A 21,048-nucleotide genomic window follows, 5' to 3' on the forward strand; every position below is an offset into this window, starting at 1 on the left:
TTCAAGCAGCGCCTCGTCCTTTTGGCTGACCCTTCACTCCGGAAGAGGCGCGAACTATACGGATATGATCCGGGGCGCGCAAGTACTTTTTGAAAAAAGTTTTAAGGCTCCTTGCGTACCTCTTCGGGCGCATCCTCTTCGCCGGATTCAGCGCTGCCCTGAGCAGAGGAATCATCGCCCTCTTTACTGCTATTCACCCACCCCACCAGAGAGGCCCGGCGCCGCCAGAGCCAGATGGCCGGGCCCGACAGGCCGTAGGTGACTGACATGCACAGCAGCACAACCGGCGGGTTGATGCTGACCACCACAAACACCCCCACCACCATCAACATGACCACAAAGGGTACGCGCCCGCGGAAGTCGATGTCCTTGAAGCTGTAGTAGCGAACATTGCTGACCATTAACAGCCCGGCGATGGTCGTGATTAGCGCCGAGGCCACCGCGACGGATACGGACACATCGCCGCTATGGCCAGTCCATACGATGGACGCGAGAATGGCCGCCGACGGCGGGCTGGCCAGACCGACGAAGTACTTCTTGTCGACCACACCTATCTGGGTGTTGAACCGGGCCAAGCGCAGAGCGGCGCAGACGGCGAACACAAAGGCGGCCGCCCAGCCGAGCTTTCCCAAGTCCGACAGCGCCCAACTGAACATGACCAGGGATGGCGCCAACCCGAAGGACACCATGTCCGACAGACTGTCGTATTGCTCACCGAACGCACTAGAGGTGTTGGTCAGTCTGGCTACCCGCCCATCCAGGCCATCCAGAGCCATGGCCACGAAAATGGCAATGGCCGCACTGTCAAAATTGCCGTGCATGGCGGAAATGATGGCGTAGAAGCCCGCAAAGAGCGCCCCGGTGGTAAACAGATTGGGGAGAAAGTACACCCCACGGTGCCGCACCTTCTTGCCGTTCTCGGAAACCTCCTCTACATGCTCGTCAAAGGGGAGAAAACCCTCATCCCCTTCCTGCAGCCGGGAGTCCTGATCGTTGTTTGTCATAGCCACCTCAACACTGAATTTCCTGTCCCCATGGTACACGAAAGCCCGCTGCAGGTGATCCCGCAGCGGGCTGAACGAGTGCTCGGGGCCCGGAGGGCCCCTGCGCAAGAACTCAGTTCTTGGACTTGTCGATGATCTTGTTGGAACCGATCCAGGGCATCATGGCGCGCAGGCGCTCACCGACCTGCTCGATCGGATGCGCCGCATTCAGACGACGACGGGCGGTCATCTCCGGGTAGTTCAGGGCGCCTTCGCTGATAAAGCGCTTGGCGTACTCACCGTTCTGGATGTTGCGCAGGGCCTGACGCATGGCTTCGCGGGACTCGTCATTGATGACCTGGGGACCGGTCACATACTCACCATACTCCGCGTTGTTGGAGATGGAGTAGTTCATGTCGGCAATACCGCCTTCGTACATCAGATCAACAATCAGCTTCAGCTCGTGCAGACACTCGAAGTAGGCCATTTCCGGGGCATAACCGGCTTCCACCAGGGTTTCAAAGCCGGCCTTGACCAGCTCAACGGTACCGCCACACAGCACCGCCTGCTCGCCGAACAGGTCGGTTTCGGTTTCGTCTTTAAAGGTGGTTTCAATAATACCGGTACGACCACCGCCGATCGCGGAAGCGTAGGACAGCGCTACGTCTTTGGCCTTGCCGGACGCATCCTGGAAAATCGCGATCAGATCCGGAATACCGCCGCCTTTGACGAACTCGGTGCGAACGGTGTGACCCGGAGCCTTGGGCGCCACCATGATGACATCCAGATCCTGGCGGGGCACGACCTGGTTGTAGTGGATGGCAAAGCCGTGAGCGAAGGCCAGGGTAGCGCCCTGCTTCAGGTTGGGCTCGATCTCGTCTTTATAGAGCGCAGACTGGAACTCGTCCGGAGTCAGAACCATGACGATATCGGCACTTTTCACCGCGTCGGCTACATTGGCCACTTTCAGGCCAGCGCCTTCGGCTTTCTTGACCGAGCCAGAGCCTTCACGCAGACCGACCACAACCTCAACACCGGAATCTTTCAGGTTGTTGGCGTGCGCGTGACCCTGGGAGCCATAGCCCAGAATGGCCACTTTCTTGCCCTTGATGATGGAAAGATCACAATCTTTGTCGTAATAAACGTGCATGTTCATCTCCTGAATAGTCGCCCAAAGGCGGGGAACGATTGAATATCGGCCGGCAGTTTAAGGAAAAACACTCATAACGTAAAATGATATATTCGCAACTTGATATTGCACATAATGCAACATCAATCAACGGCAGGAGATCCCGATGGACGCCACAAAGCTTCGTCTCTATCTGGCGCTCGCCGCCACACGCCACTTTGGGCGAGCGGCTACCCAGTGTCACGTCAGCCCCTCCACCATCAGCCGCAACCTGAAACAGCTGGAAGAGGAGCTGGGCGTGACGCTGATGCTGAGGGATAACCGATCCGTGAACCTGACGCCCGAGGGCGAACGATTCCAACGGTTTGCCCGGGAAAGCCTTCAACAGTGGGAGACCTTTCAGGAAGCACTGCACCAGGGCGCCGACGAGCTGCGCGGCCAACTGAGCATTTACTGCTCGGTGACCGCCAGCTACAGCTTTTTGCACGACTTGCTGACCCAGTTCCGGGGCAGCTATCCCGGCATCGCCATCAAACTGCACACGGGGGACCCCGCCCAGGCGGTCGAGCGGATTCTGGCGGGACAGGAGGATATTGCGATTGCCGCCCGGCCCGACCGTCTGCCGGGAAGCCTGGAGTTCAAGTCCATTGCCGAGTCACCCCTGGTGTTCATCGGCCCCGAGGACCCGGCGTTGCTCGCCAATCAGGCCGGCTCCGAACAGGACTGGCGGCGCTGGCCGATCATCATCCCGGAGGAGGGTATTGCAAGGGAGCGCTTTGACGGCTGGTGCCGGGCACAACAGCTGACACCCGACATTTACGCAGAGGTCAAAGGCAATGAGGCAATCGTCAGCATGGTGAGCCTCGGTTTCGGGGTCGGATTGGTGCCAGAGATTGTGCTCAGAAACAGCCCCCTGCGCCAGCGGGTCAAGCCGCTGCCGCAGCAGCCGGACCTGGGGCCCTTCGAAACCGGCATCTGCGTGCTGCAAAGGCGGCTTAAAAGCCCAATTGTGTCAGCACTATGGGAACAGGTGGCGGGTTAACCCCCCCGGAGCAGCTAACCCGCCACCAGCCATACAGGAATTTACCGCACTGGGGACAACCGCAACACTGCCACATCGTGTGCGGCCAGCTTTAACCGAAGCGGTTTACTGGTATCCCCCTCGCCATCTCTCCAAAGCCGACGCCAGGTGAACTGCTGATCGTGAAAGTTGATGTGATGGCCAAACTGATCATCCTTCACTTCAAAATGATGAGCCCAGTCGTGGGTATAGCTCAGCGGCGTATCCCCGCGGTTCAGAAACATGAAGGCCCAGTCACCGCCTTCCAGCGGTTTTACATAAATCATCAGCTCTCCCTGATGAAGGTACTTCATGGCCTGTACACCCAGAGGGTCCTGATTCAAGGCAATGATGTCTCGGTTCGTCAGAATGTCGCGTGTGGCATCACTCATGTTGCGCAGGTCGTTTCCGGCGATCAGCGGCGAGTTCAACATGGCCCACAGGGTGAAATGGCTGCGGTCCTGCGCCTCTGTCATACCGTTGCCCACTTCGAGCATATCGTAGTCGTTCCAATGACCTGGGCCCGCGTATTGACGCAGTCGCTCATCGGCACGCATATCGAGAATCTTCAGAACACCCCAGGATGACCAGGAACCCCAACTCAGCTCGCAATCCCAGCAGGGGTAGATATCGCCACTGACCCGCCAGGAGTGCCCCACATCCTGCGCCCAACTCCAGGGCTGGTTGTCACCCCACTCACAGATACTGAACAGAATCGGTCGTCCGGCGCGTTTGAGCGCGTCGCGCATCGTAGTGTATGCGCCAATCGGGTTGATATTCTCGGTGTCACACCAGTCGTACTTCAGGTAATCAATGCCCCACTCTGCGTAGGTACGCGCATCCTGATACTCGTAGCCTCGACTGCCCGGATAACCGGCGCAGGTGGTATTACCCGCATCGGAATAAATTCCCAGCTTCAATCCACGCTGATGCACATAATCGGCCAGGGCTTTCATTCCGGAGGGAAACCGCTCCTTGTTAACCTGAATATTGCCCTGAGCATCACGCTCACCGTGCCAACAATCATCGATGTTAATGTATTCGTACCCCGCCGCTTTCAGGCCCGACTCCACCATGGCGTCTGCCATTTCCCGAATCATGGACTCGTCGACGTTACAATCGAACGTATTCCAGCTGTTCCAGCCCATCGCTGGCGTATCGGCCAGGTGCGGAAACTTTTCGGCATTTGCGGCCAACGATGCCCAACCAATCAGAAAGCCGGTAGCCCAGGTTAAAATTGTACTTCTCATAATGATTACCCTTATTAAAATATACGATTTATCTTACTTTTAAAAATTTGCGATAAAACGCCCATCAAGCCTGATGCAATGCTCCGTTAAGGAACGGGTCGGCGCCAGGATCGAAAGACGAAAAATTAAACCAATGGTTTCCTTTTTGAAAAAGGTCTGAACGATCGTGTTCGCCCCCGGCCAGAAAACCCAGTCGGAAGCGAACCTAGGAAGGATCAGTTTTCGCTGTAAAACTCCGGAAGCTCATCCAGAGTGATTACCAGCTCATGGTTGTACACCTCTACTTTATGTGCATCTTCATTGTAGTACTCGCCCGTCCAGAAGTTACTGCTATTGGTAACACCTTCTTCACTGTCCCCGTCATTCCAGGTCACGAAATACAGCCACCAGGCGCCATCCTCCTTGATATTATCCGGGTGAGGAATCGTGCCATTTTCTGTCAAGGCAACCATCTTGTCTTCACTGTCCGGATACTCGACGGCTTCGTTGAACTTGGGGAGTTTGGAGCCGTAATCTTGCGCATCTCCGTAAATATCTTCACCAATAATATCCACGTATCGATCCCCGGGGTACCAATCAGCCGAGGCTCCATTCCATACCCAAATCAGATTATTCAGTTCGTGATGATTCGTTAACCGATCGTACAAATACTTCCAGAGCGCTATCTGTGCATCAGCAGGTTGGACGGAATCATCTCGGGTCGCCCCCCACCAGAACCAGCCGCCTGATGCCTCATGCAAAGGGCGCCAGAGGACAGGAACGTCGGCGTCCTGGAGAGCCTTCAACTCCTGTGCAATACGGTCGACATCAGCCTCCATCTGGGCGAACGCCTCAGACTCCCTATCAAGTTGATCGCCATCCATTGGTATTCTGAAGCCGGTGGATTCCGTATAGAACTCCAATGTTTCTCCAGACGGATCTCGCCAGTGCCAGTTGAACGTAACCAGCCCTCCCAATTCCCAGTGCGCGATCGCCTCTCCGGTCTGCATCAAACCAGACCACCCTTGCCCATCAGCTACGGTGTAGTTCATGAAGTCATAGCCCATGATCGCAGGGGCCAGCCCGGTGTCATTGACCACTCGCTGGAACATGTCGGTGGAATCTTTCCACGTCAAGTCCTGCTGACCGGACAGCACCTGCTTTCCGAAAACACTTTTCAGATAGCTGTAAACCGCACGGGTCGTCTCGGCCGCATTGTCATTGACCAGATTCTCTGCAACACCCAGTTTTTCGACCGTGGGGGCGTTGGGGTCCATATCACCCATCTCGACAACGCAGGTTTCTTCCTCCTGACTGATTACCTGCTGCCCCCAGCCATCGCCATCGGGATCGACCGATGCCTCCGGCTCAGTACAATAGGGGTATTCTCCTCCCTCAACCTCAACATAGGTCAGCGCCTCTTCTGGATCGTGTTGATTGGTATCGGAACCATCTTCAATAGCGTTATTACTACCACACCCCAGAATTCCTGCCGTAAAAGCAAGAATGGCTGCGACACAGGTGTTACTTTCAAACAGATAGAGTTTCATTTGGTCTCTTCCAGTATCAACCCACTTGTACAGACAACAAAACATCGAACCAGAGCTCCCAATAACAGAGAGAGCCCTGATCCCGGTGCTCAGATCTATTCGGCCTCAGGAAAGCTGGCCGGAATGGAGGTCTCCATCAGACCGCCTTTACCATGAACGACTTGCTCACCCCGATCCGTCAAATCCACGCTGGTCTCTTCAGAGTTGGACAGATCAAACCCGGTCGCGCTTTCCGAATTATCAATCCACGTCCAGGCCAACCAACTGAAGGGGGCGGAACGTTCGAACGACGCAACATCCGCAAGCAAGTCATCTGCCACCAAGCCGCCTTCGACCATATCCACTTCCAGCCAGTCAAACTGTTCCGCATAGTGGAAATCAATCAGTTGGACCACTTCTTCCTCAACCTCCAGCGGGATATCACCCTCGATACGCATTTCTCCGACTTTGATTGGCGCATCGGGCATATCGCTGACGCCGAACACCTGGAAACCAAAGTGTTGCGGGGTGCCATTGCGCTCAAAGCCTTCGGGCAACTCCATGACGAACTCTTTGGTCACCCACTCACCCGGCGTCAAATCCTCAATAGTCCAGACCGCGAGATTGGTGTGGTTGGACCAGTTAGCATCCTGAATGAACACACGGAATTCAAAGTCCTCCGGTGCCTGAGCGTAGGCCTCATCCAACTGCAGGGTCAGAGTCATCTCCAGGCTTTCACTGTTGAGGTTGAAGTTTTCCACCTCGTTCAGATTATTTTTCTGGACAGCGAAAGTGCGGTTGTTATCATCCGAGGTATCACCCGCCTCAGAGGGGCGCGGTGACATGACCAGAGCACCATCTTCCGCCGACACACTGACCGGCAGAGTATGCCAACCGAGCACCGCCCAGCCATCGGTTCCTTCGGTGAAATCAGACTGATACTGGGTACCCCACTCGAAGGCAACCTGCTCTTCAGGCAACCCAAGCACTGTGATGTTATCGAACAGAATCGGCTCAACACTGCCATTCAAGTTACCCATCTGGATCCCAAGGTCTGAGCCACCCGCCCACTCTGCCTCAAAGGTGAGAGTAGTCCACTCGCCGAACGTCACATCGCCGGCTCCCAGATAGTTTGCCGTCTGCCAGCCCGCGGTATTGGACAGGACAGTGAAGTAAAGCTCCTGACTGGCATCGCCGTAAGCCGCTGGCACCAATACGTCGAGGGTAATTTCGACCTGCCCCGAGTAACTGACCCCGTCCATAGCACCTGATAGCGCCAGCACTTCACCGTCCCCAGCTTCCCGGGTGAGAGCAAGAGCACCATCCACTTCTGAAACGCCAGTTTGCGGATCCTCCCAGGACGCTGGCGCCCAGTCGGCAACACCATCATCGAAGGTCCATTCCCGCAGCAATTCCGGGACTGACGCCTCGATAACTTTGATGTTGTCAATGCGAAGCTCGCCATTCACCTCGGGATTCTTACCATTGGCCACCAACTCCAGCCCGATTTTGATGACACTGGAGGCATCAAAGCCGTCTTCCGCCCAGCCAAAGGAGCTATCGTCCTGAACAACTTTTTTCAGGCTTGACCAGCGGTTGGCCTGCAGGCTATCGGCTGAGTTCCACCCCAGGTTGGCGTAGCGCCCTTCACTATCCCGGAGGTACATCTGAAGTCCCATGACGCCCTCGCCTTCTGCGGCCTGCATGTAGTCCTCATCCAGATAGACCTCCATACTCACTTCCCGGCCAAGCACACTCACCGACTCCGGCAGCACTGCCAGATAACCGGCTTTGTCGTCTGGCGTCTGCCAATCGATGGGCAACTGAGCTGCTTTATCTCCGGCAGCCAGGACCATCAAGTCCTGGTGGCGGATAGCGTCCTCTTCCGCATTGGCGTCACCGAATTCACTGACAACGACCGGTATACGCTCGCCCTTCAATAGCTCCATCGCCGACGCCATATCGTCCCGGTCACGCCAGCGCGATCCGAAAGCATGCACAGAAAGAACAATATTTTCCTCATCATCTGCGGCCAACAGCTCCCGCCCCCGATTACCAAGGAAGGCATGGTAATCCTGGCCACAGCCGGGCGCATCAATCACGATCGGGTTGCGGAATCCGGCCCGGCGCATCTGCCGGATGACGGCTTTGTAATTGTCAATGTAGATCCGATACCCCTGACTGTACGAATTGAAAATGCCGGTCGGTCCCCACTTGCTCGCCAGATTGAGCATAACGTGGGGCTGGAAGCGGTCTTGCACCAGCACCGGAACCCACTCGCTCAGCCACAGGTCGTTCACCGCCCCAAACAGAGCTTCATCATCGGCGGCACATGCAACCTCGGGCTCCCAATAGGTCACTATTGCCAAGAGGCCAGCATCGACCGCAGTGAGCAGCGCCGCCTCGAGCTCATCCGCCGTGGTGTCAGAGCGGAGTTGTAAGCGCACCACATTAGAGCCCACCTCCTGAATCGAGGTAATACCATTGATTCGCTCCAAGGGGTTATCGCCGTATTGCAGGTTTACACCGCGCAAAAGCACTGATTCACCGGTGGCATCGAGCAACTGAGAGCCATCGGATGACAAGACCGGCGCATTCTCCGAAGGACGCGGGCGCCCCTCATCTCCTTGAACAGGTTCCGGTATCAGCTTGTGCTTTTCTGAATCCGGGGTGTCCAACATGCTGCCGCCGCAGGCTTGCAGGCCGAAGGCACAGGCGAGCAGCGCTATATAACCAATTTGTTTTTTCATAATGAACTCCGAAATTATTCTTAGTCGGTTAAGCCTTAATTGATGTCAGCGCGATCGTTAGAACGAGAGGCTGACGCCGGCTGCATAGCGGCGCTCCTGAACCCACAGCGAACGGAAATGATTGTCCCACTGGCCATAGCTGTGGCGGCTTTCACTGGTCAGATTGGTGCCGTTCAGGTATAGGCTTATGTTGTCGTTGATCCAGTAATTGACGGACAGGTCGAGGTAACCGGTTGGCTCAAGCCACTGCCCCATTTCCATGACCGCAGCGGTAGTATTGACTTCGAACCGCTCCATGTACTCTTCGCTTCGCCAGTTGTAGGCCGCGCGAACATTGAGCCCCCCTTTGTCGTACCACAGAATCAGGTTGGCCTGATGCTCGGAGTTAGAGGGCAGCGGAAACTTGTTCCCTTCCAGATCCGAGTATTGGGACTCGCTTTGCGAGTAGGTGTAGTTCGCTTCGATGCCCGTCGCACTGAGGTACTCCCCGGGCAAGAAAGTGAACGGCTGCTTATAGCCCACCTCCAGCCCGTATAAATCCGAGGCACCGGTGTTTCGCGTGGTCCAGATATTGGCGCGGCGACCGCGGTCGATTCCATCAAGGTCTCGGAAGGAGCGCTGTTCCTGGCCCGGCTCTACGGCGGTTTCCACGTCAATCAGGAACAGGCTGGCACCCAAGATGGAGTTCTCGGCGAAGTACCACTCTGCCGCCGTGTTATAGACCCGGGCCCGCCAGGGCTCGATATCCGGACGCCCCTGATCTTCACCTCCTCCAACACAACCGACATCATCCTGTACCGGACCGGAGGGACCAACCACCATGACCGGCTCACCGTTTTCATCGGTTTTAGGGCAGCGCTGGTACCAGAGGTTCAAGCTGGCGCCGACGTTATCCAGATCATTTCGGGTCATAGTCTCAGCAAAGCCGAAACGAACGGTGACATCGTCTGTGGGAAACAGGTTGAAGTTGACTGAAGGCAACACATCGGTGAAGTCCACTTCATCGGTTTGCGTGCCGTAAACAAACGCAAGCTTCTGCCAGTCGTCATAGCCGATGGAATTGAACATATCGAGAACTTCCGGCACATCATTTCGGATGACCGTCCGATCGGTCTGAACCACTTTCACCCCGACATTGCCTGAGTAGGGGATACCGAAGAGTCCCTGATCGAAATTCTCGAAATTCACCTGTACGTGAGCGGAAGTACTGGCCTCTTCCACGTCGTAGCTGTAGCCGGGGTTTTCCACGGCCCGCACCTCGCCGTACAGACGTGTCATAAAGTCATAGGGGCTGTCCCAGGCGTCGGGGTTCAGAGCCGCTACGCCGTCTTCAAACCCACCAATGGGGCCAAAATCGGTAAAGACGACGGTGTCGTCACCGCTAAACCCATTGTCCTGTAGACCACCGACCTCGACCAGGTTGATATTGGTTTCCGAAAAATCGAACTTGCGCCAGTCGGGGTAGCGTTGCCACACTAGGTTACCCGGAAGCAGCTTGTAGCGCAGATCCGCGGGAACCCGCGGATCTTCCCAATCGGTATACCGTCCGGTAGCAGTCACATATTCGAATCGGTCGCTGCGTGCCTCCCGAATCCCGTGACGCAAGCCAACATCAATGGACTCGACCAGTCCCCAATCCAGACGCAAGTTTACATCCGCACGCACGACATCCAACTCCGCCTCAAGATTGCTCCCTTGAGCGAACCCTTGATACTGATCGAGAACCGCCGGATCGGCCAAACTGGGCCCTTGATAGTGGAACTCGGGATAATCCGGTCGATAATCCACTGTCACGCGATAACCTTCCACCGGGTCCTTACCATCTTCACCATCCTCATCAACCCAGAGCCACGCCGGAGTCCCCTGTTGGAACGTCGCTTCGCGGGTCTGACTCTCTGCTTCACCGTGGACATAACGCACACTGGCGATCAGGTTGTCGTGATTGGTGTAGTTCAATTCCAGGTTGGTGTTGATGGCAGCGGTTTTTTCTATGTCGTTATCCGAGCGGGTCTGGAAGTCCGCCGCCCAGACATCCGCCACGGTGACGTAATACAAGTCATGATTGACAGTATTACCGGCGCCGTCCGGCACCCCAATGGTGGCTCCGTATTCAACCTGAGTGCGGGGTGAGTCCTGCACGACGTTGTACACATTCTCGCTAAAGACACCAGGCTCACCATTGACCTCAAACGACTGCGGAGTACTACCACCGTTAAAGCCGGCGCTGACCCCTCGATCGTATCGGTCCATACGGGTGTAGAACACATCACCCTTGAGAGTAAAATTATCGTTGAGCTCCCACTCCGCGCTGACGGTGCCGCCCGTGCGCTCACGCTCCATGAATTGACTATTGGCACTGTAACGGTCGGGGACAATGTACCAATCGTTCGGATTACCGGTGCCCGCCAAATCCGGGGCATTGTTTACCGGGTCTGGGCCCACGGGTAGCGGTGCCCCCCCCTGAGACTCCAGAAAGCCCAGACGATGGCCATTCCAGATGGAGTAGTTGGCCGCGTTGGAAATCGAGTGATTGAGGTTGGCGTAAATGGCCAGTCGATTATCAAAGTTGTAGCCCACCATGACGCTGGCACTGTGGTCCGGGTCGCGGGTGCCTTCCGTGCCATCGGCTTTCATTTCGTTTTTGGAGCGCTGACCCTGGGCCGCCTCCAGGCGCAGACGACTGGTCCACCCTTCATCCAGCGCCAGGGGCTTGAAGGTTCTCAGATCAACCACCCCAGATACCCCGCCCGAGAGCATGGAAGCACTTTGAGATTTGTACACGTCTACGCCGCTCATCAGGCCGGCAGGGATGTCAGAGTAGTCCGGCTGAACGCCGGTAATGGATTGAGGACTGAGAAACTGTTCTCCATTGAGCGTGGTCAACACCTGAGGCATACCACGAATGTTCAGACTGGTGCCCTCATTGGCTTCTCGGGTGATCTGCACCCCTGTCACCCGCTGAAGTGAATCGGTAATGGTGGTATCGGGAAGGCGGCCAATGTCTTCCGCAACAATGGAGTCGACAATACGATCAGAGTCGCGCTTGATATCAATGGCCATGGACTGAGAAGCCCGTACGCCGCGCACGATGACCTCTTCGAGATGGCCACTTTCCTCGTCACCACCGGTTTGCTCTTGGGCCTGCAACCCCACACTACTCAGTGCGCAGCCGATGGCCAATGCCAAAGCGGTTTTCTGCGAACCATACCCTCTGCGTTTGATCATGCTGAGATTCCTCTTATTACTTTTATTAACGTTATTGACTGGGCGAAAGCCGGTCGCCTTCGGAGTGATTCCGAGCCGGTGAGTGGGCCGATGACGCCACAACTCAGGGTTTCTTTATAGTCGGGAGCCCCCTTTATTCTCTGTAACCGGTTCCAAACTGAAGGCAAAAATAAGCTCCCTGAGAGAGCAGGAAGCTATTAGGATCTGTAACCGATTACAAATAGCCTAGCCCAAATACTTTTTGGTGGCAACCAAAAAAAGAAGGGGTGGGTATTTTTTTCGGTACGATTTGGTCTAAAAAGGGAGGGAGTTTATAACGAAAGCCGTCAATACCGCGTCACAGCACTTTGATCCGGCACCCTCCCTGGCGCCAATCGAGGCTACAGACTCAGTACTTTTTCACCGCGGGAGATACCCGACACACCAGAGCGCACCACTTCCAGAATGGACGCTTCGCCCACGGCCTGAAAGAAGGCGTCCAGTTTGTCGCTGGTGCCGGTGATCTGGATGACGTACAGCGAGCTGGTGACATCCACGATCTGGCCACGGAAGATGTCTACACAGCGCTTCACTTCTGCACGCTGGGCACCGGAGGCTTTGACTTTGACCAGCATCAGCTCACGCTCAATGTGGGCGCCTTCGGTCAGATCCACCAGTTTGACCACATCGATCAGCTTGTTCAGGTGCTTGGTGATCTGCTCAATCTTGTGATCATCCCCAATGGTGGTCAACGTCAGGCGAGACAGGGTCTCGTCTTCGGTGGGGGCCACCGTCAGGGTTTCAATGTTGTAGCCGCGCTGGGAAAACAGCCCGACCACCCGGGACAGTGCGCCCGGGGCGTTTTCAATCAATACCGAAATAATACGTTTCATGTCAGGTACGCTCCGTCTTGCTCAGCCACATGTCGCGCATGGACCCATTGGGGGCAACGTGCATGGGGTATACGTGTTCGCTTGGGTCAACCTGGATATCCATAAACACCACCCGGTCTTTCATGGCGAAACACTCTTCCATTTTGGCTTTGAGGTCTTCTTTGCGCTCCACGCGGATGCCGACATGCCCGTAGGATTCCATCAGCTTGACGAAATCCGGCAGAGTCTCCTCGTACAATGATTCGGAGTAGCGGCTTTCGTACTGCATATCCTGCCACTGCTTGACCATACCCAGGGCATGGTTATTCAGGCAGATGATTTTCACCGGCAGGTGATACTGGGTACAGGTCGCCAGTTCCTGGATGCACATCTGTATGCTGCCTTCCCCGGTCACGCAGGCGACCACCGCATCGCGGTGCGCCATCTGTACGCCCATGGCCGCCGGCAGGCCGAAGCCCATGGTGCCCAGGCCGCCGGAGTTGATCCAGCGACGCGGCTTGTCGAACAGATAGTACTGGGCGGCAAACATCTGGTGCTGACCTACGTCAGAGGTGACATAGGCATCGCCCCCGGTCACTTCGTACAGTGCCTTGATCACATCCTGAGGCATGATCTTGTCGCCGTCAGTATTATAGCGCGGCGCGGTATACAGACCGTGACGGGTACGCCACTCATCAATCTGTTTCCACCAGGCCTTGATCGCATCGGCGTCCGGCAGTTCTTTGCTCTCTTTGACCATGGCCAGCATTTCGGTCAGCACGCTCTCCACCGATCCAACGATAGGCACATCGGCGGCAACCGTTTTGGAAATGGAGGCCGGATCCACATCAATGTGGATGATCTTGGCATTGGGGCAGAACTTGCTGACGGTGTTGGTTACCCGGTCGTCAAAGCGTGCGCCCACGGCGAGAATGACATCGCTGTGATGCATGGCGGTATTGGCTTCAAAGGTGCCGTGCATGCCCAGCATACCCAGGAACTGGCGGTCGGAACCCGGGTAGGCCCCCAGCCCCATCAGGGTATTGGTGACCGGGAAGTTCAGGCGTTTGGCCAGATCGGTCAGCAAATCGGAACCATTACCCTGAATAACACCACCACCGGCATAAATGACCGGACGCTTGGATTCCAGCAGCAATTGGACGGCTTTGCGAATCTGCCCGGTGTGCCCGCGAGTGGCCGGATTGTAGGAGCGGATCTTGACCTTTTCCGGGTACTCGTAGGGGAAGGTCTCACCGGGCGCCGTGATATCTTTGGGGATATCAATGACCACGGGGCCGGGACGACCGGTTGAGGCAATGTAGTAAGCCTTTTTGACGATTTCCGGAATCTCGCTCGGATGCTTGACCATAAAGCTGTGCTTTACGATCGGCCGGGACACACCCACCATGTCCGTTTCCTGAAACGCATCTTCACCAATGCGCTCAGAGACCACCTGACCGGAAATGACCACCATCGGAATCGAGTCCATATAGGCGGTGGCAATACCGGTAATGGCATTGGTCGCACCGGGGCCGGACGTCACCAGCACTGTGCCCACCTGACCGGTCGCACGCGCATAGGCGTCCGCCGCGTGGGTGGCCGCCTGCTCGTGACGGACCAGGATGTGCTTGACGTCTTTCTGCCGAAATATGGCATCGTAAATATGCAGGGCCGCACCGCCCGGGTAACCGAACACGTGCTTTACGCCTTCGTCCCGCAGGGAGCGAATCAGCATATCTCCGCCTGATAGCATTTCCACTGGGTAACCTCTCAAATAACCATGAATGTATGAACTCAGGGGTCGCAACAACCACAAACCACGAAGCCACGGCCTGCCCGCCCTTCGGATCGGGAGCTGTGTTTCTCTGAATCGAGTCAGTCTTGGGATTCCCCAACCTCCCGCGCGGGTAGCAATTGCGGGCTGGCTCTGGGCAGGCGGCGTAGGTTAACGCGCCTTCGCGGCTGCGGATGGTTCGGGGGCCGGGTCGGCCTCCGGTGTAGAGTACGGCACCGAGGTTGTCGGCTGGCTCTACACGCCATCGTGCGAACTTGCTATTGTTCGGAAAATGCTCCGGAAAGTCAAGAGTAAACAGGGACTTGGGCGATAAGTTCACAAATCGGGGACAAGTTCGGCCTCTGGCGCGGGACACACCTTTCTCGACGGGTCCCTCCGGGCTATAGTGTATCCATGATACATGCGGCGCGAGGCCATGAGCGCAGGATGGCTTTTACCGGCCCACTACCGCCGCCCGCCAACGAAGGGAGCCCAACATGAAACACCCGCTTCTGGCCGTGCTGGCCATCACGCTCTGCGCCACCCCACTGACGGGGCTGGCCGATCAGGTTTACCGCTGGGTCGATGATGAGGGAGTAACGCATTTTACGTCTCATCCGCCCAAGGGGCGTCCATCGGAAACTCTGCGCACCCAGACAGGCCACAGCGAACCGGTGGATTACTCCAGCCAGTATCCACGCCCCGAACCCGAGCAGCCGGAACCACAATCGGCAGCCAGCAATGCCGGGCAACCCTCGCAACAGGAGCTGGACGAGGCCTGCCAACGGGCCCGTCAGAACCTGGAAACCCTGGAGCGGGGAGGCCGGATTGCCGTAGAGACCGAGGACGGCAGTCGGCGTTACCTGGGCGAGGAGGAACTGTCCGAACGGGCGGAAATCGCCCGCCAGATTATGGACCGAGCCTGCTGAAGCAACTCCGAGCGCGCACTCAGTGGAGCGCGCGCTTCTCGAAGCTCAAGCGGTCGCCCTTGAGCACCGCGTGGATGTTGTCCCCGGGCACAAAACGCCCCTGAAGAATATCCTGGGCCAGCGGGTTTTCGATCTGCTGCTGGATCGCTCGCTTGAGTGGCCGGGCGCCGTAGACCGGATCGAACCCGGATTCGGCCAGTTTATCCATCACCGCATCGTCCAAGCTCAAGGTCAGATCTCGCTCCGCCAGACGCTTGCGCAGCAAGCTGAGCTGAATATCGGCAATGCCGCGAATCTGCTCTCGACCCAGCGGATGGAACACCACCACTTCGTCTACCCGGTTGATGAACTCCGGCCGGAAGTGACGTCCCACCACCTCCATGACCGCGTCTTTCATCGCCGCATAGCGGTTTTCATTGCCCAGGGAGTCTCCGGTTTTCTCTTCGTCGAAGCTCACGGTGTCGTAAGAGCGATCTTCCGCCAGGTCCTGAATGCGATCCGAACCGAGGTTGGAGGTCATCACGATCACGGTATTGCGGAAGTCCACGGTCCGGCCCTGGCCATCGGTGAGTCGGCCATCTTCCAGCACCTGCAACAGGATGTTGAACACATCCGGGTGGGCTTTTTCCACCTCATCCAATAACAGCACCGAGTAAGGACGACGGCGCACCGCTTCTGTGAGATAACCGCCCTCTTCGTAGCCGACATAGCCAGGGGGTGCACCGATCAGGCGAGCCACGGAGTGCTTCTCCATGAACTCGGACATGTCGATGCGCACCATGGCTTCCTGGCTGTCGAACAGGAACTCCGCCAGGGACTTACACAGCTCGGTTTTACCCACCCCGGTTGGCCCGAGGAACAGGAAAGAGCCGTTGGGGCGGTTCGGGTCCGACAGGCCGGCCCGGGAACGACGCACCGCATTGGCCACGGCGACCACTGCTTCGTGCTGACCGATCACCCGCTGGTGTAGGGCATCCTCCATCCGGATCAACTTGTCCCGTTCGCCCTCAAGCATCTTGGAAACCGGAATACCGGTCCACTTGGAGACCACTTCCGCAATCTCCTCATCGGTCACCCGATTGCGAAGCAGTTTCATTTCCATCATTTCTACCTGGCTGGCCATATCCAGCTGCTTTTCCAGCTCTGGAATGACGCCATACTGCAGTTCCGACATGCGGGCGAGATCGCCCGCACGGCGCGCCGCCTCCATGTCCAGCCGGGCCTGCTCCAGGTTGCTCTTGATCTCATGGGAGCCCTGCAGTGCAGCTTTTTCCGCCCGCCAGACTTCGTCGAGATCCGCGTACTCACGCTCGAGCCGGTCGATATCCGACTCAATTTTTTCCAGGTGTTTTTTACTCGCCTCGTCTTCGTCCTTTTTGACCGCCTCGCGCTCAATTTTGAGCTGGATGAGACGCCGCTCCAACCGGTCCATCTCCTCCGGCTTGGAATCAATCTCCATCCGGATGCGACTGGCCGCCTCGTCGATCAGGTCAATGGCCTTATCCGGCAATTGCCGATCGGTGATGTAACGCTGGGACAGTTTGGCGGCGGCGATAATGGCCGAGTCGGTAATGTCTACCCCGTGGTGGACTTCGTAGCGCTCTTTCAGGCCCCGCAGAATGGCGATGGTATCGGCCTCACTCGGCTCGTCCACCAGCACTTTCTGGAAGCGACGCTCCAGTGCGGCATCTTTTTCGATGTACTGGCGATACTCATTCAGCGTGGTCGCCCCAACGCAGTGCAGTTCGCCGCGGGCGAGTGCCGGTTTGAGCATATTGCCCGCATCCATGGCGCCTTCGGCCTTACCGGCTCCCACCATGGTGTGCAACTCGTCGACAAACAGAATGACCTGCCCCTCTTCCCGGGCCAGCTCTTTGAGCACGGACTTCAGTCGCTCTTCAAACTCGCCACGGAATTTGGCACCGGCCAGCAGGCTCCCCAGATCCAGCGACAGGAGACGTTTGTTTTTCAGGCCTTCGGGCACCTCACCGTTGACGATCCGCTGGGCGAGCCCTTCCACGATGGCGGTTTTACCGACACCGGGCTCACCAATCAGTACCGGGTTGTTTTTGGTACGGCGCTGCAGGACCTGGATGGTCCGGCGAATTTCATCGTCCCGGCCAATCACCGGATCCAGCTTCCCGGCTTCGGCCCGGGCGGTGAGATCCAAGGTGTATTTTTCCAGCGCCTGGCGATTGCCCTCGGCGTCGGCATCGTCCACGGTTTCACCGCCGCGGACTTTCTCTACAGTCTGCTCCAGGCTGGTGGCGTCACCAAACTGTTTGAGCAGTTTGCCCAACTGGCTCTCGCCATCAAGCATGGCGGCCAAAAGGACCGACTCGCTGGAGACAAATTTGTCACCAGCTTTCTGGGCGCGACGATCGGCCAGATTGAGCAGGCGGCCGAGCTCCTGGGACATACCCACATCGCCGGTCGGATTCTGCACTTTGGCCAGGTTCTCCAGTTGCTTGGCCAGCTCATTGCGCAGGCCGGTCATATTGAAGCCGGATTGCGCCAGGAGTGAGCGAGCCGTGCCGCCCTGTTGATCCAGAAGCGCCTGGAGCAGGTGGTAGGATTCCAGCTGGCTATGATCCCGGCCCACTGCCAGGGACTGAGCGTCAGACAACGCGGTTTGCAGCTGGTTGGTCAATCGATCAATGCGCATGGGTGTGCCTCAAGAATAGTCATTACTGATAACCAAGTATGGTTAAAAGAATGGGGGCACACCCCGAAAAAGCAAGGCGCGAGGCCGCGCTTTGTGTCAGGGGTTGATCCAGATCAAGCTGGCCATCCGGCCGGTGTCGCGATCCCGGCGATAAGAATAAAATCGCTCGCGGTCGCGGTAGGTGCAGAAATCACCGCCGTAAACGGCGGTCACCCCCAGAGCCTCAAGCTCGGCGCGAGCCAGAACATACAAATCGCCCTGAAAATGCATCGGCTTCTGACCGGGCTGGAAGGCCTGTGCAATGGCCTCATTGTGGGCTTCGTTGCGCGCCTGTTCAAAAAACGCCTCCAGCACCTCCACCCCCACCTCAAAGTGGGGCTGAGACAGCGCGGGACCGAGGTAGGCCAGCAACTGCGCCGAGGGTTCACTGAAACGTGCCACCGCCGCTGCCAGCACCCCCTGGGCCAAGCCCCGCCAGCCGGCATGCACCGCCGCCACTCGCGTGCCCTGCTGATTGCACAGCAGCACCGGCAGACAATCCGCGGTCAGCACCGCGCAGGCCAGTCCGGGCTGTTTCGTATGACAGCCATCGGCGGTCAAAACCCGGCCATCGTCCTGCGCCTCGACCACCGCCGTGCCATGAATCTGCTCCAGCCATTGAGGTTCGCGCTCCAGCCCGAGCTCCGCCTGCAGCAGAGCACGGTTGCGCTGCACCGCCGAGGCGTCGTCCCCCACGTGCAATGCCAGGTTGAACTGAGCGTAGGGGCCCTCGCTCACGCCCCCCTGGCGGGTGGTAATGGCGGCCCGCACTCGCTCCGGGGCGGGCCAGTCAGGGCGGATAAACTCAAGCTCGGACATAGCAGTCTCCGGTGATTGACTCAGCCGGCCCGAAGCGCGGCCAGCAAAGATTGGAAGTCGTCGGGCAAGGGCGCGGTCCACTCACGATACTCCCCCGTACCGGGGTGCTCCAGCCCAAGCCGGGCCGCGTGCAGCGCCTGGCGGGGGAAGCTTTTCAGCTCGTGAATCAGCTCGTCGCTGGCGCCCTTGGGAATTTTGAAACGCCCTGCATAAGTGGCATCACCCACCAGTGGGTGGCGGATATGCGCCATATGCACCCGGATCTGGTGGGTACGGCCGGTTTCCAGTTTGACCCGAATATGGGTGTGGGCCGCAAAACGCTCCAGCAGCCGATAGTGGGTTACGGCCCGCTTGCCGCCACGTTCCAGAACGGCCATCAGTTTGCGCTGGCGCGGGTGGCGACCAATGGGCGCATCCACGGTACCACCACCGGTCATGGTGCCAATGGCCACCGCCTCGTATTCGCGACTGACAATGCGCTCCTGCAACTGCTCTACCAGGTCGGTATGGGCCGACAGTGTCTTGGCCACCACCATCAGGCCCGTGGTGTCCTTATCCAGACGATGCACGATGCCCGCCCGGGGCACCCCCTCCAGGGCCGGGCAGTGATGCAGAAGCGCGTTCAGCAGGGTCCCGGTGTGATTGCCCGCCGCCGGGTGCACCACCAGACCGGCGGGCTTGTTGATCACCAGCAGGTCGTCGTCTTCATAAACAATGTTCAGGTCGATGGCCTCGGGCTCCCATTCTCCCTGCGCTTCGAGCTCCGCCTCCAGGCGCAGGGTCTCCCCGCCCAGCAGGCGCTCCTTGGGCTTGGCAATACGTCCGTCCAGGGTCAGTTGGCCGTCCTTTATCCAGGATTGGAGCCGGGCCCGTGAGAATTCAGGGAACAACCCGGAGGCGACCTGGTCGAAGCGCATGCCGGCCATATCCGGGGGCACGCGGGTGCTCTGTTGCAATTGATCCGCCATGGGGCGTGATTACCTCTATCGAGTGCGAGAGTGCGCGGCCCCACCGGGGCGCTTTGGTATACGCACGCTCTGTGTTTTAATAGCCCGCTGCTCCAGTGGGCCGGTACGGAGCCCACTGACTTTTGAATCGTGAACGAGTTTTGAATCCTATGCGAGTCCTGCAACTCCTACTGCTCGGCGGCCTGTTGGCGCTGATTACCGCCTGCTCCAATACCGATCGCGAGCCAGAGTATACCAGTGAGGCCGACCTTTACGAGGCCGCGCAGGCGCAAATGCGCCGCAGTCAGTGGGAAACCGCCATCAGCAACCTGCAATCACTGGAAGAGAACTTCCCGTTTGGCACCTATGCCGAGCAGGCCCAGCTGGAGCTGATTTACGCCTACTACCGCTCCGGCGACGCCGATATGGTATCGGCCACGGCCGACCGATTCATCCGTCTTCACCCCCAGCACCGCAATGTGGATTACGCCTATTATATGAAAGGGCTCAGCTCCTTTACCGAGGGTCGTGGCATGTTCGAGCGGGTGCTGCCGACGGACCTCACCCAGCGCGACCCCGGCGCCGCACGGGACTCCCTGGACCACTTCGCCCAGCTCCTCACCCGCTTCCCGGACAGCATTTACGCCTCGGACGCCAAGCGCCGCATGCTGTACCTGCGCAACCTGCTGGCCCGCTACGAAATTCACGTGGCCAACTACTACTTCAAACGCGGCGCCTATGTCGCAGCCACCAACCGTGGGCGCTACGTACTGGAAAACTTTGATACCACCCCTGCCGTTCCCGATGCACTGGCAGTGATGGTGCAGGGCTACGAGCTGCTGGATATGCCGGAGTTGTCCGCCCAGATGCTGGATATCCTCAAGCTGAACTACCCGGACCACCCGGCGCTGAACGACGATGGTTCTTTTGATTTCCAGTACAGTTCGGATGAGGGCGATCGCAGCTGGCTGAGCCTGATCACCTTTGGCTTGTTCGACAAGAGTGAGCCACCGGGCTTTGATACCCGGGAGCTTTATAATCCGGAATATCAGGACGCGCCGCAGCCGCCTTCAGGGGTTTGATGGCTGCTTTGGTGTGACCGTGTCGGGTTACGCGCTG

Annotated in this window: 14 protein-coding genes; 3 read left to right on the forward strand and 11 right to left on the reverse strand. The window is 57.7% G+C overall.

Annotated elements, in window-relative coordinates; genetic code table 11:
• Positions 1 to 101: 101 nt before the first annotated feature.
• Positions 102 to 1,004, reverse strand: coding sequence for a CDP-diacylglycerol--serine O-phosphatidyltransferase (pssA, locus tag EDC38_RS15700; RefSeq protein WP_123639500.1), 903 nt, complete (start codon positions 1,002 to 1,004; stop codon positions 102 to 104).
• 112 nt (positions 1,005 to 1,116) lie between these two features.
• Positions 1,117 to 2,133 carry a ketol-acid reductoisomerase gene (ilvC, locus tag EDC38_RS15705; protein ID WP_123639501.1) on the reverse strand — a complete coding sequence of 339 codons (1,017 nt, stop codon included), beginning with the start codon at positions 2,131 to 2,133 and terminating at the stop codon, positions 1,117 to 1,119.
• A 145-nt stretch (positions 2,134 to 2,278) separates the two neighbouring features.
• On the opposite strand from ilvC, the gene ilvY reads away from it, so the two are divergent.
• The gene (ilvY, locus tag EDC38_RS15710) at positions 2,279 to 3,154 is read left to right on the forward strand and encodes an HTH-type transcriptional activator IlvY (RefSeq protein ID WP_123639502.1); all 876 of its coding nucleotides are present in this window, start codon (positions 2,279 to 2,281) and stop codon (positions 3,152 to 3,154) included.
• Between the two features lie 41 nt (positions 3,155 to 3,195).
• On the opposite strand, the gene EDC38_RS15715 is transcribed toward ilvY, so the two are convergent.
• From EDC38_RS15715 to EDC38_RS15740, 6 genes are all read right to left on the reverse strand, one after another.
• Positions 3,196 to 4,422 carry a glycoside hydrolase family 27 protein gene (locus tag EDC38_RS15715; RefSeq protein WP_123639503.1) on the reverse strand — a complete coding sequence of 409 codons (1,227 nt, stop codon included), beginning with the start codon at positions 4,420 to 4,422 and terminating at the stop codon, positions 3,196 to 3,198.
• A gap of 215 nt (positions 4,423 to 4,637) precedes the next feature.
• A complete protein-coding gene (locus tag EDC38_RS15720) occupies positions 4,638 to 5,951 on the reverse strand; it encodes a glycosyl hydrolase (RefSeq protein ID WP_246004473.1) in 1,314 nt (437 codons plus the stop codon).
• Positions 5,952 to 6,046: 95 nt separating this feature from the next.
• The gene (locus tag EDC38_RS15725) at positions 6,047 to 8,680 is read right to left on the reverse strand and encodes a glycoside hydrolase family protein (protein ID WP_123639505.1); all 2,634 of its coding nucleotides are present in this window, start codon (positions 8,678 to 8,680) and stop codon (positions 6,047 to 6,049) included.
• A 57-nt stretch (positions 8,681 to 8,737) separates the two neighbouring features.
• Positions 8,738 to 11,905: a TonB-dependent receptor gene (locus EDC38_RS15730; protein ID WP_123639506.1), complete on the reverse strand. Its 3,168-nt coding sequence runs from the start codon at positions 11,903 to 11,905 to the stop codon at positions 8,738 to 8,740.
• A 380-nt stretch (positions 11,906 to 12,285) separates the two neighbouring features.
• Positions 12,286 to 12,777 carry an acetolactate synthase small subunit gene (ilvN, locus tag EDC38_RS15735; RefSeq protein ID WP_024462558.1) on the reverse strand — a complete coding sequence of 164 codons (492 nt, stop codon included), beginning with the start codon at positions 12,775 to 12,777 and terminating at the stop codon, positions 12,286 to 12,288.
• A 1-nt stretch (position 12,778) separates the two neighbouring features.
• Positions 12,779 to 14,515 (reverse strand): acetolactate synthase 3 large subunit, encoded by a 1,737-nt coding sequence (locus EDC38_RS15740; RefSeq protein WP_123639507.1) that lies wholly within the window; start codon positions 14,513 to 14,515, stop codon positions 12,779 to 12,781.
• Between the two features lie 512 nt (positions 14,516 to 15,027).
• Between EDC38_RS15740 and EDC38_RS15745 the strand changes: the two genes are divergently transcribed.
• Positions 15,028 to 15,459, forward strand: coding sequence for a DUF4124 domain-containing protein (locus tag EDC38_RS15745; protein WP_123639508.1), 432 nt, complete (start codon positions 15,028 to 15,030; stop codon positions 15,457 to 15,459).
• A gap of 19 nt (positions 15,460 to 15,478) precedes the next feature.
• On the opposite strand, the gene clpB is transcribed toward EDC38_RS15745, so the two are convergent.
• The 3 genes from clpB to rluD all read right to left on the reverse strand — a co-directional run bounded on the left by clpB (position 15,479) and on the right by rluD (position 19,950).
• The gene (clpB, locus tag EDC38_RS15750) at positions 15,479 to 18,124 is read right to left on the reverse strand and encodes an ATP-dependent chaperone ClpB (protein WP_123639509.1); all 2,646 of its coding nucleotides are present in this window, start codon (positions 18,122 to 18,124) and stop codon (positions 15,479 to 15,481) included.
• A gap of 96 nt (positions 18,125 to 18,220) precedes the next feature.
• The gene (gene pgeF, locus EDC38_RS15755; protein WP_123639510.1) at positions 18,221 to 18,982 is read right to left on the reverse strand and encodes a peptidoglycan editing factor PgeF; all 762 of its coding nucleotides are present in this window, start codon (positions 18,980 to 18,982) and stop codon (positions 18,221 to 18,223) included.
• A gap of 20 nt (positions 18,983 to 19,002) precedes the next feature.
• Entirely contained in the window at positions 19,003 to 19,950 is a 948-nt protein-coding gene (gene rluD, locus EDC38_RS15760) for a 23S rRNA pseudouridine(1911/1915/1917) synthase RluD (protein WP_123639511.1), read from the reverse strand.
• Between the two features lie 149 nt (positions 19,951 to 20,099).
• On the opposite strand from rluD, the gene EDC38_RS15765 reads away from it, so the two are divergent.
• Positions 20,100 to 21,011: an outer membrane protein assembly factor BamD gene (locus EDC38_RS15765; RefSeq protein WP_024462552.1), complete on the forward strand. Its 912-nt coding sequence runs from the start codon at positions 20,100 to 20,102 to the stop codon at positions 21,009 to 21,011.
• The last annotated feature ends 37 nt before the right edge of the window (positions 21,012 to 21,048 follow it).

Source organism: Marinimicrobium koreense, from assembly GCF_003762925.1.
GTDB lineage: Bacteria > Pseudomonadota > Gammaproteobacteria > Pseudomonadales > Cellvibrionaceae > Marinimicrobium > Marinimicrobium koreense.

Excerpts from the sequence above, each read along its gene's own strand:
- pssA (WP_123639500.1), bottom strand. The coding sequence starts at position 1,004 with ATGACAAACAACGATCAGGACTCCCGGCTGCAGGAAGGGGATGAGGGT.
- ilvC (WP_123639501.1), bottom strand. The coding sequence starts at position 2,133 with ATGCACGTTTATTACGACAAAGATTGTGATCTTTCCATCATCAAGGGC.
- ilvY (WP_123639502.1), top strand. The coding sequence starts at position 2,279 with ATGGACGCCACAAAGCTTCGTCTCTATCTGGCGCTCGCCGCCACACGC.
- EDC38_RS15715 (WP_123639503.1), bottom strand. The coding sequence starts at position 4,422 with ATGAGAAGTACAATTTTAACCTGGGCTACCGGCTTTCTGATTGGTTGG.
- EDC38_RS15720 (WP_246004473.1), bottom strand. The coding sequence starts at position 5,951 with ATGAAACTCTATCTGTTTGAAAGTAACACCTGTGTCGCAGCCATTCTT.
- EDC38_RS15725 (WP_123639505.1), bottom strand. The coding sequence starts at position 8,680 with ATGAAAAAACAAATTGGTTATATAGCGCTGCTCGCCTGTGCCTTCGGC.
- EDC38_RS15730 (WP_123639506.1), bottom strand. The coding sequence starts at position 11,905 with ATGATCAAACGCAGAGGGTATGGTTCGCAGAAAACCGCTTTGGCATTG.
- ilvN (WP_024462558.1), bottom strand. The coding sequence starts at position 12,777 with ATGAAACGTATTATTTCGGTATTGATTGAAAACGCCCCGGGCGCACTG.
- EDC38_RS15745 (WP_123639508.1), top strand. The coding sequence starts at position 15,028 with ATGAAACACCCGCTTCTGGCCGTGCTGGCCATCACGCTCTGCGCCACC.
- clpB (WP_123639509.1), bottom strand. The coding sequence starts at position 18,124 with ATGCGCATTGATCGATTGACCAACCAGCTGCAAACCGCGTTGTCTGAC.
- pgeF (WP_123639510.1), bottom strand. The coding sequence starts at position 18,982 with ATGTCCGAGCTTGAGTTTATCCGCCCTGACTGGCCCGCCCCGGAGCGA.
- rluD (WP_123639511.1), bottom strand. The coding sequence starts at position 19,950 with ATGGCGGATCAATTGCAACAGAGCACCCGCGTGCCCCCGGATATGGCC.
- EDC38_RS15765 (WP_024462552.1), top strand. The coding sequence starts at position 20,100 with ATGCGAGTCCTGCAACTCCTACTGCTCGGCGGCCTGTTGGCGCTGATT.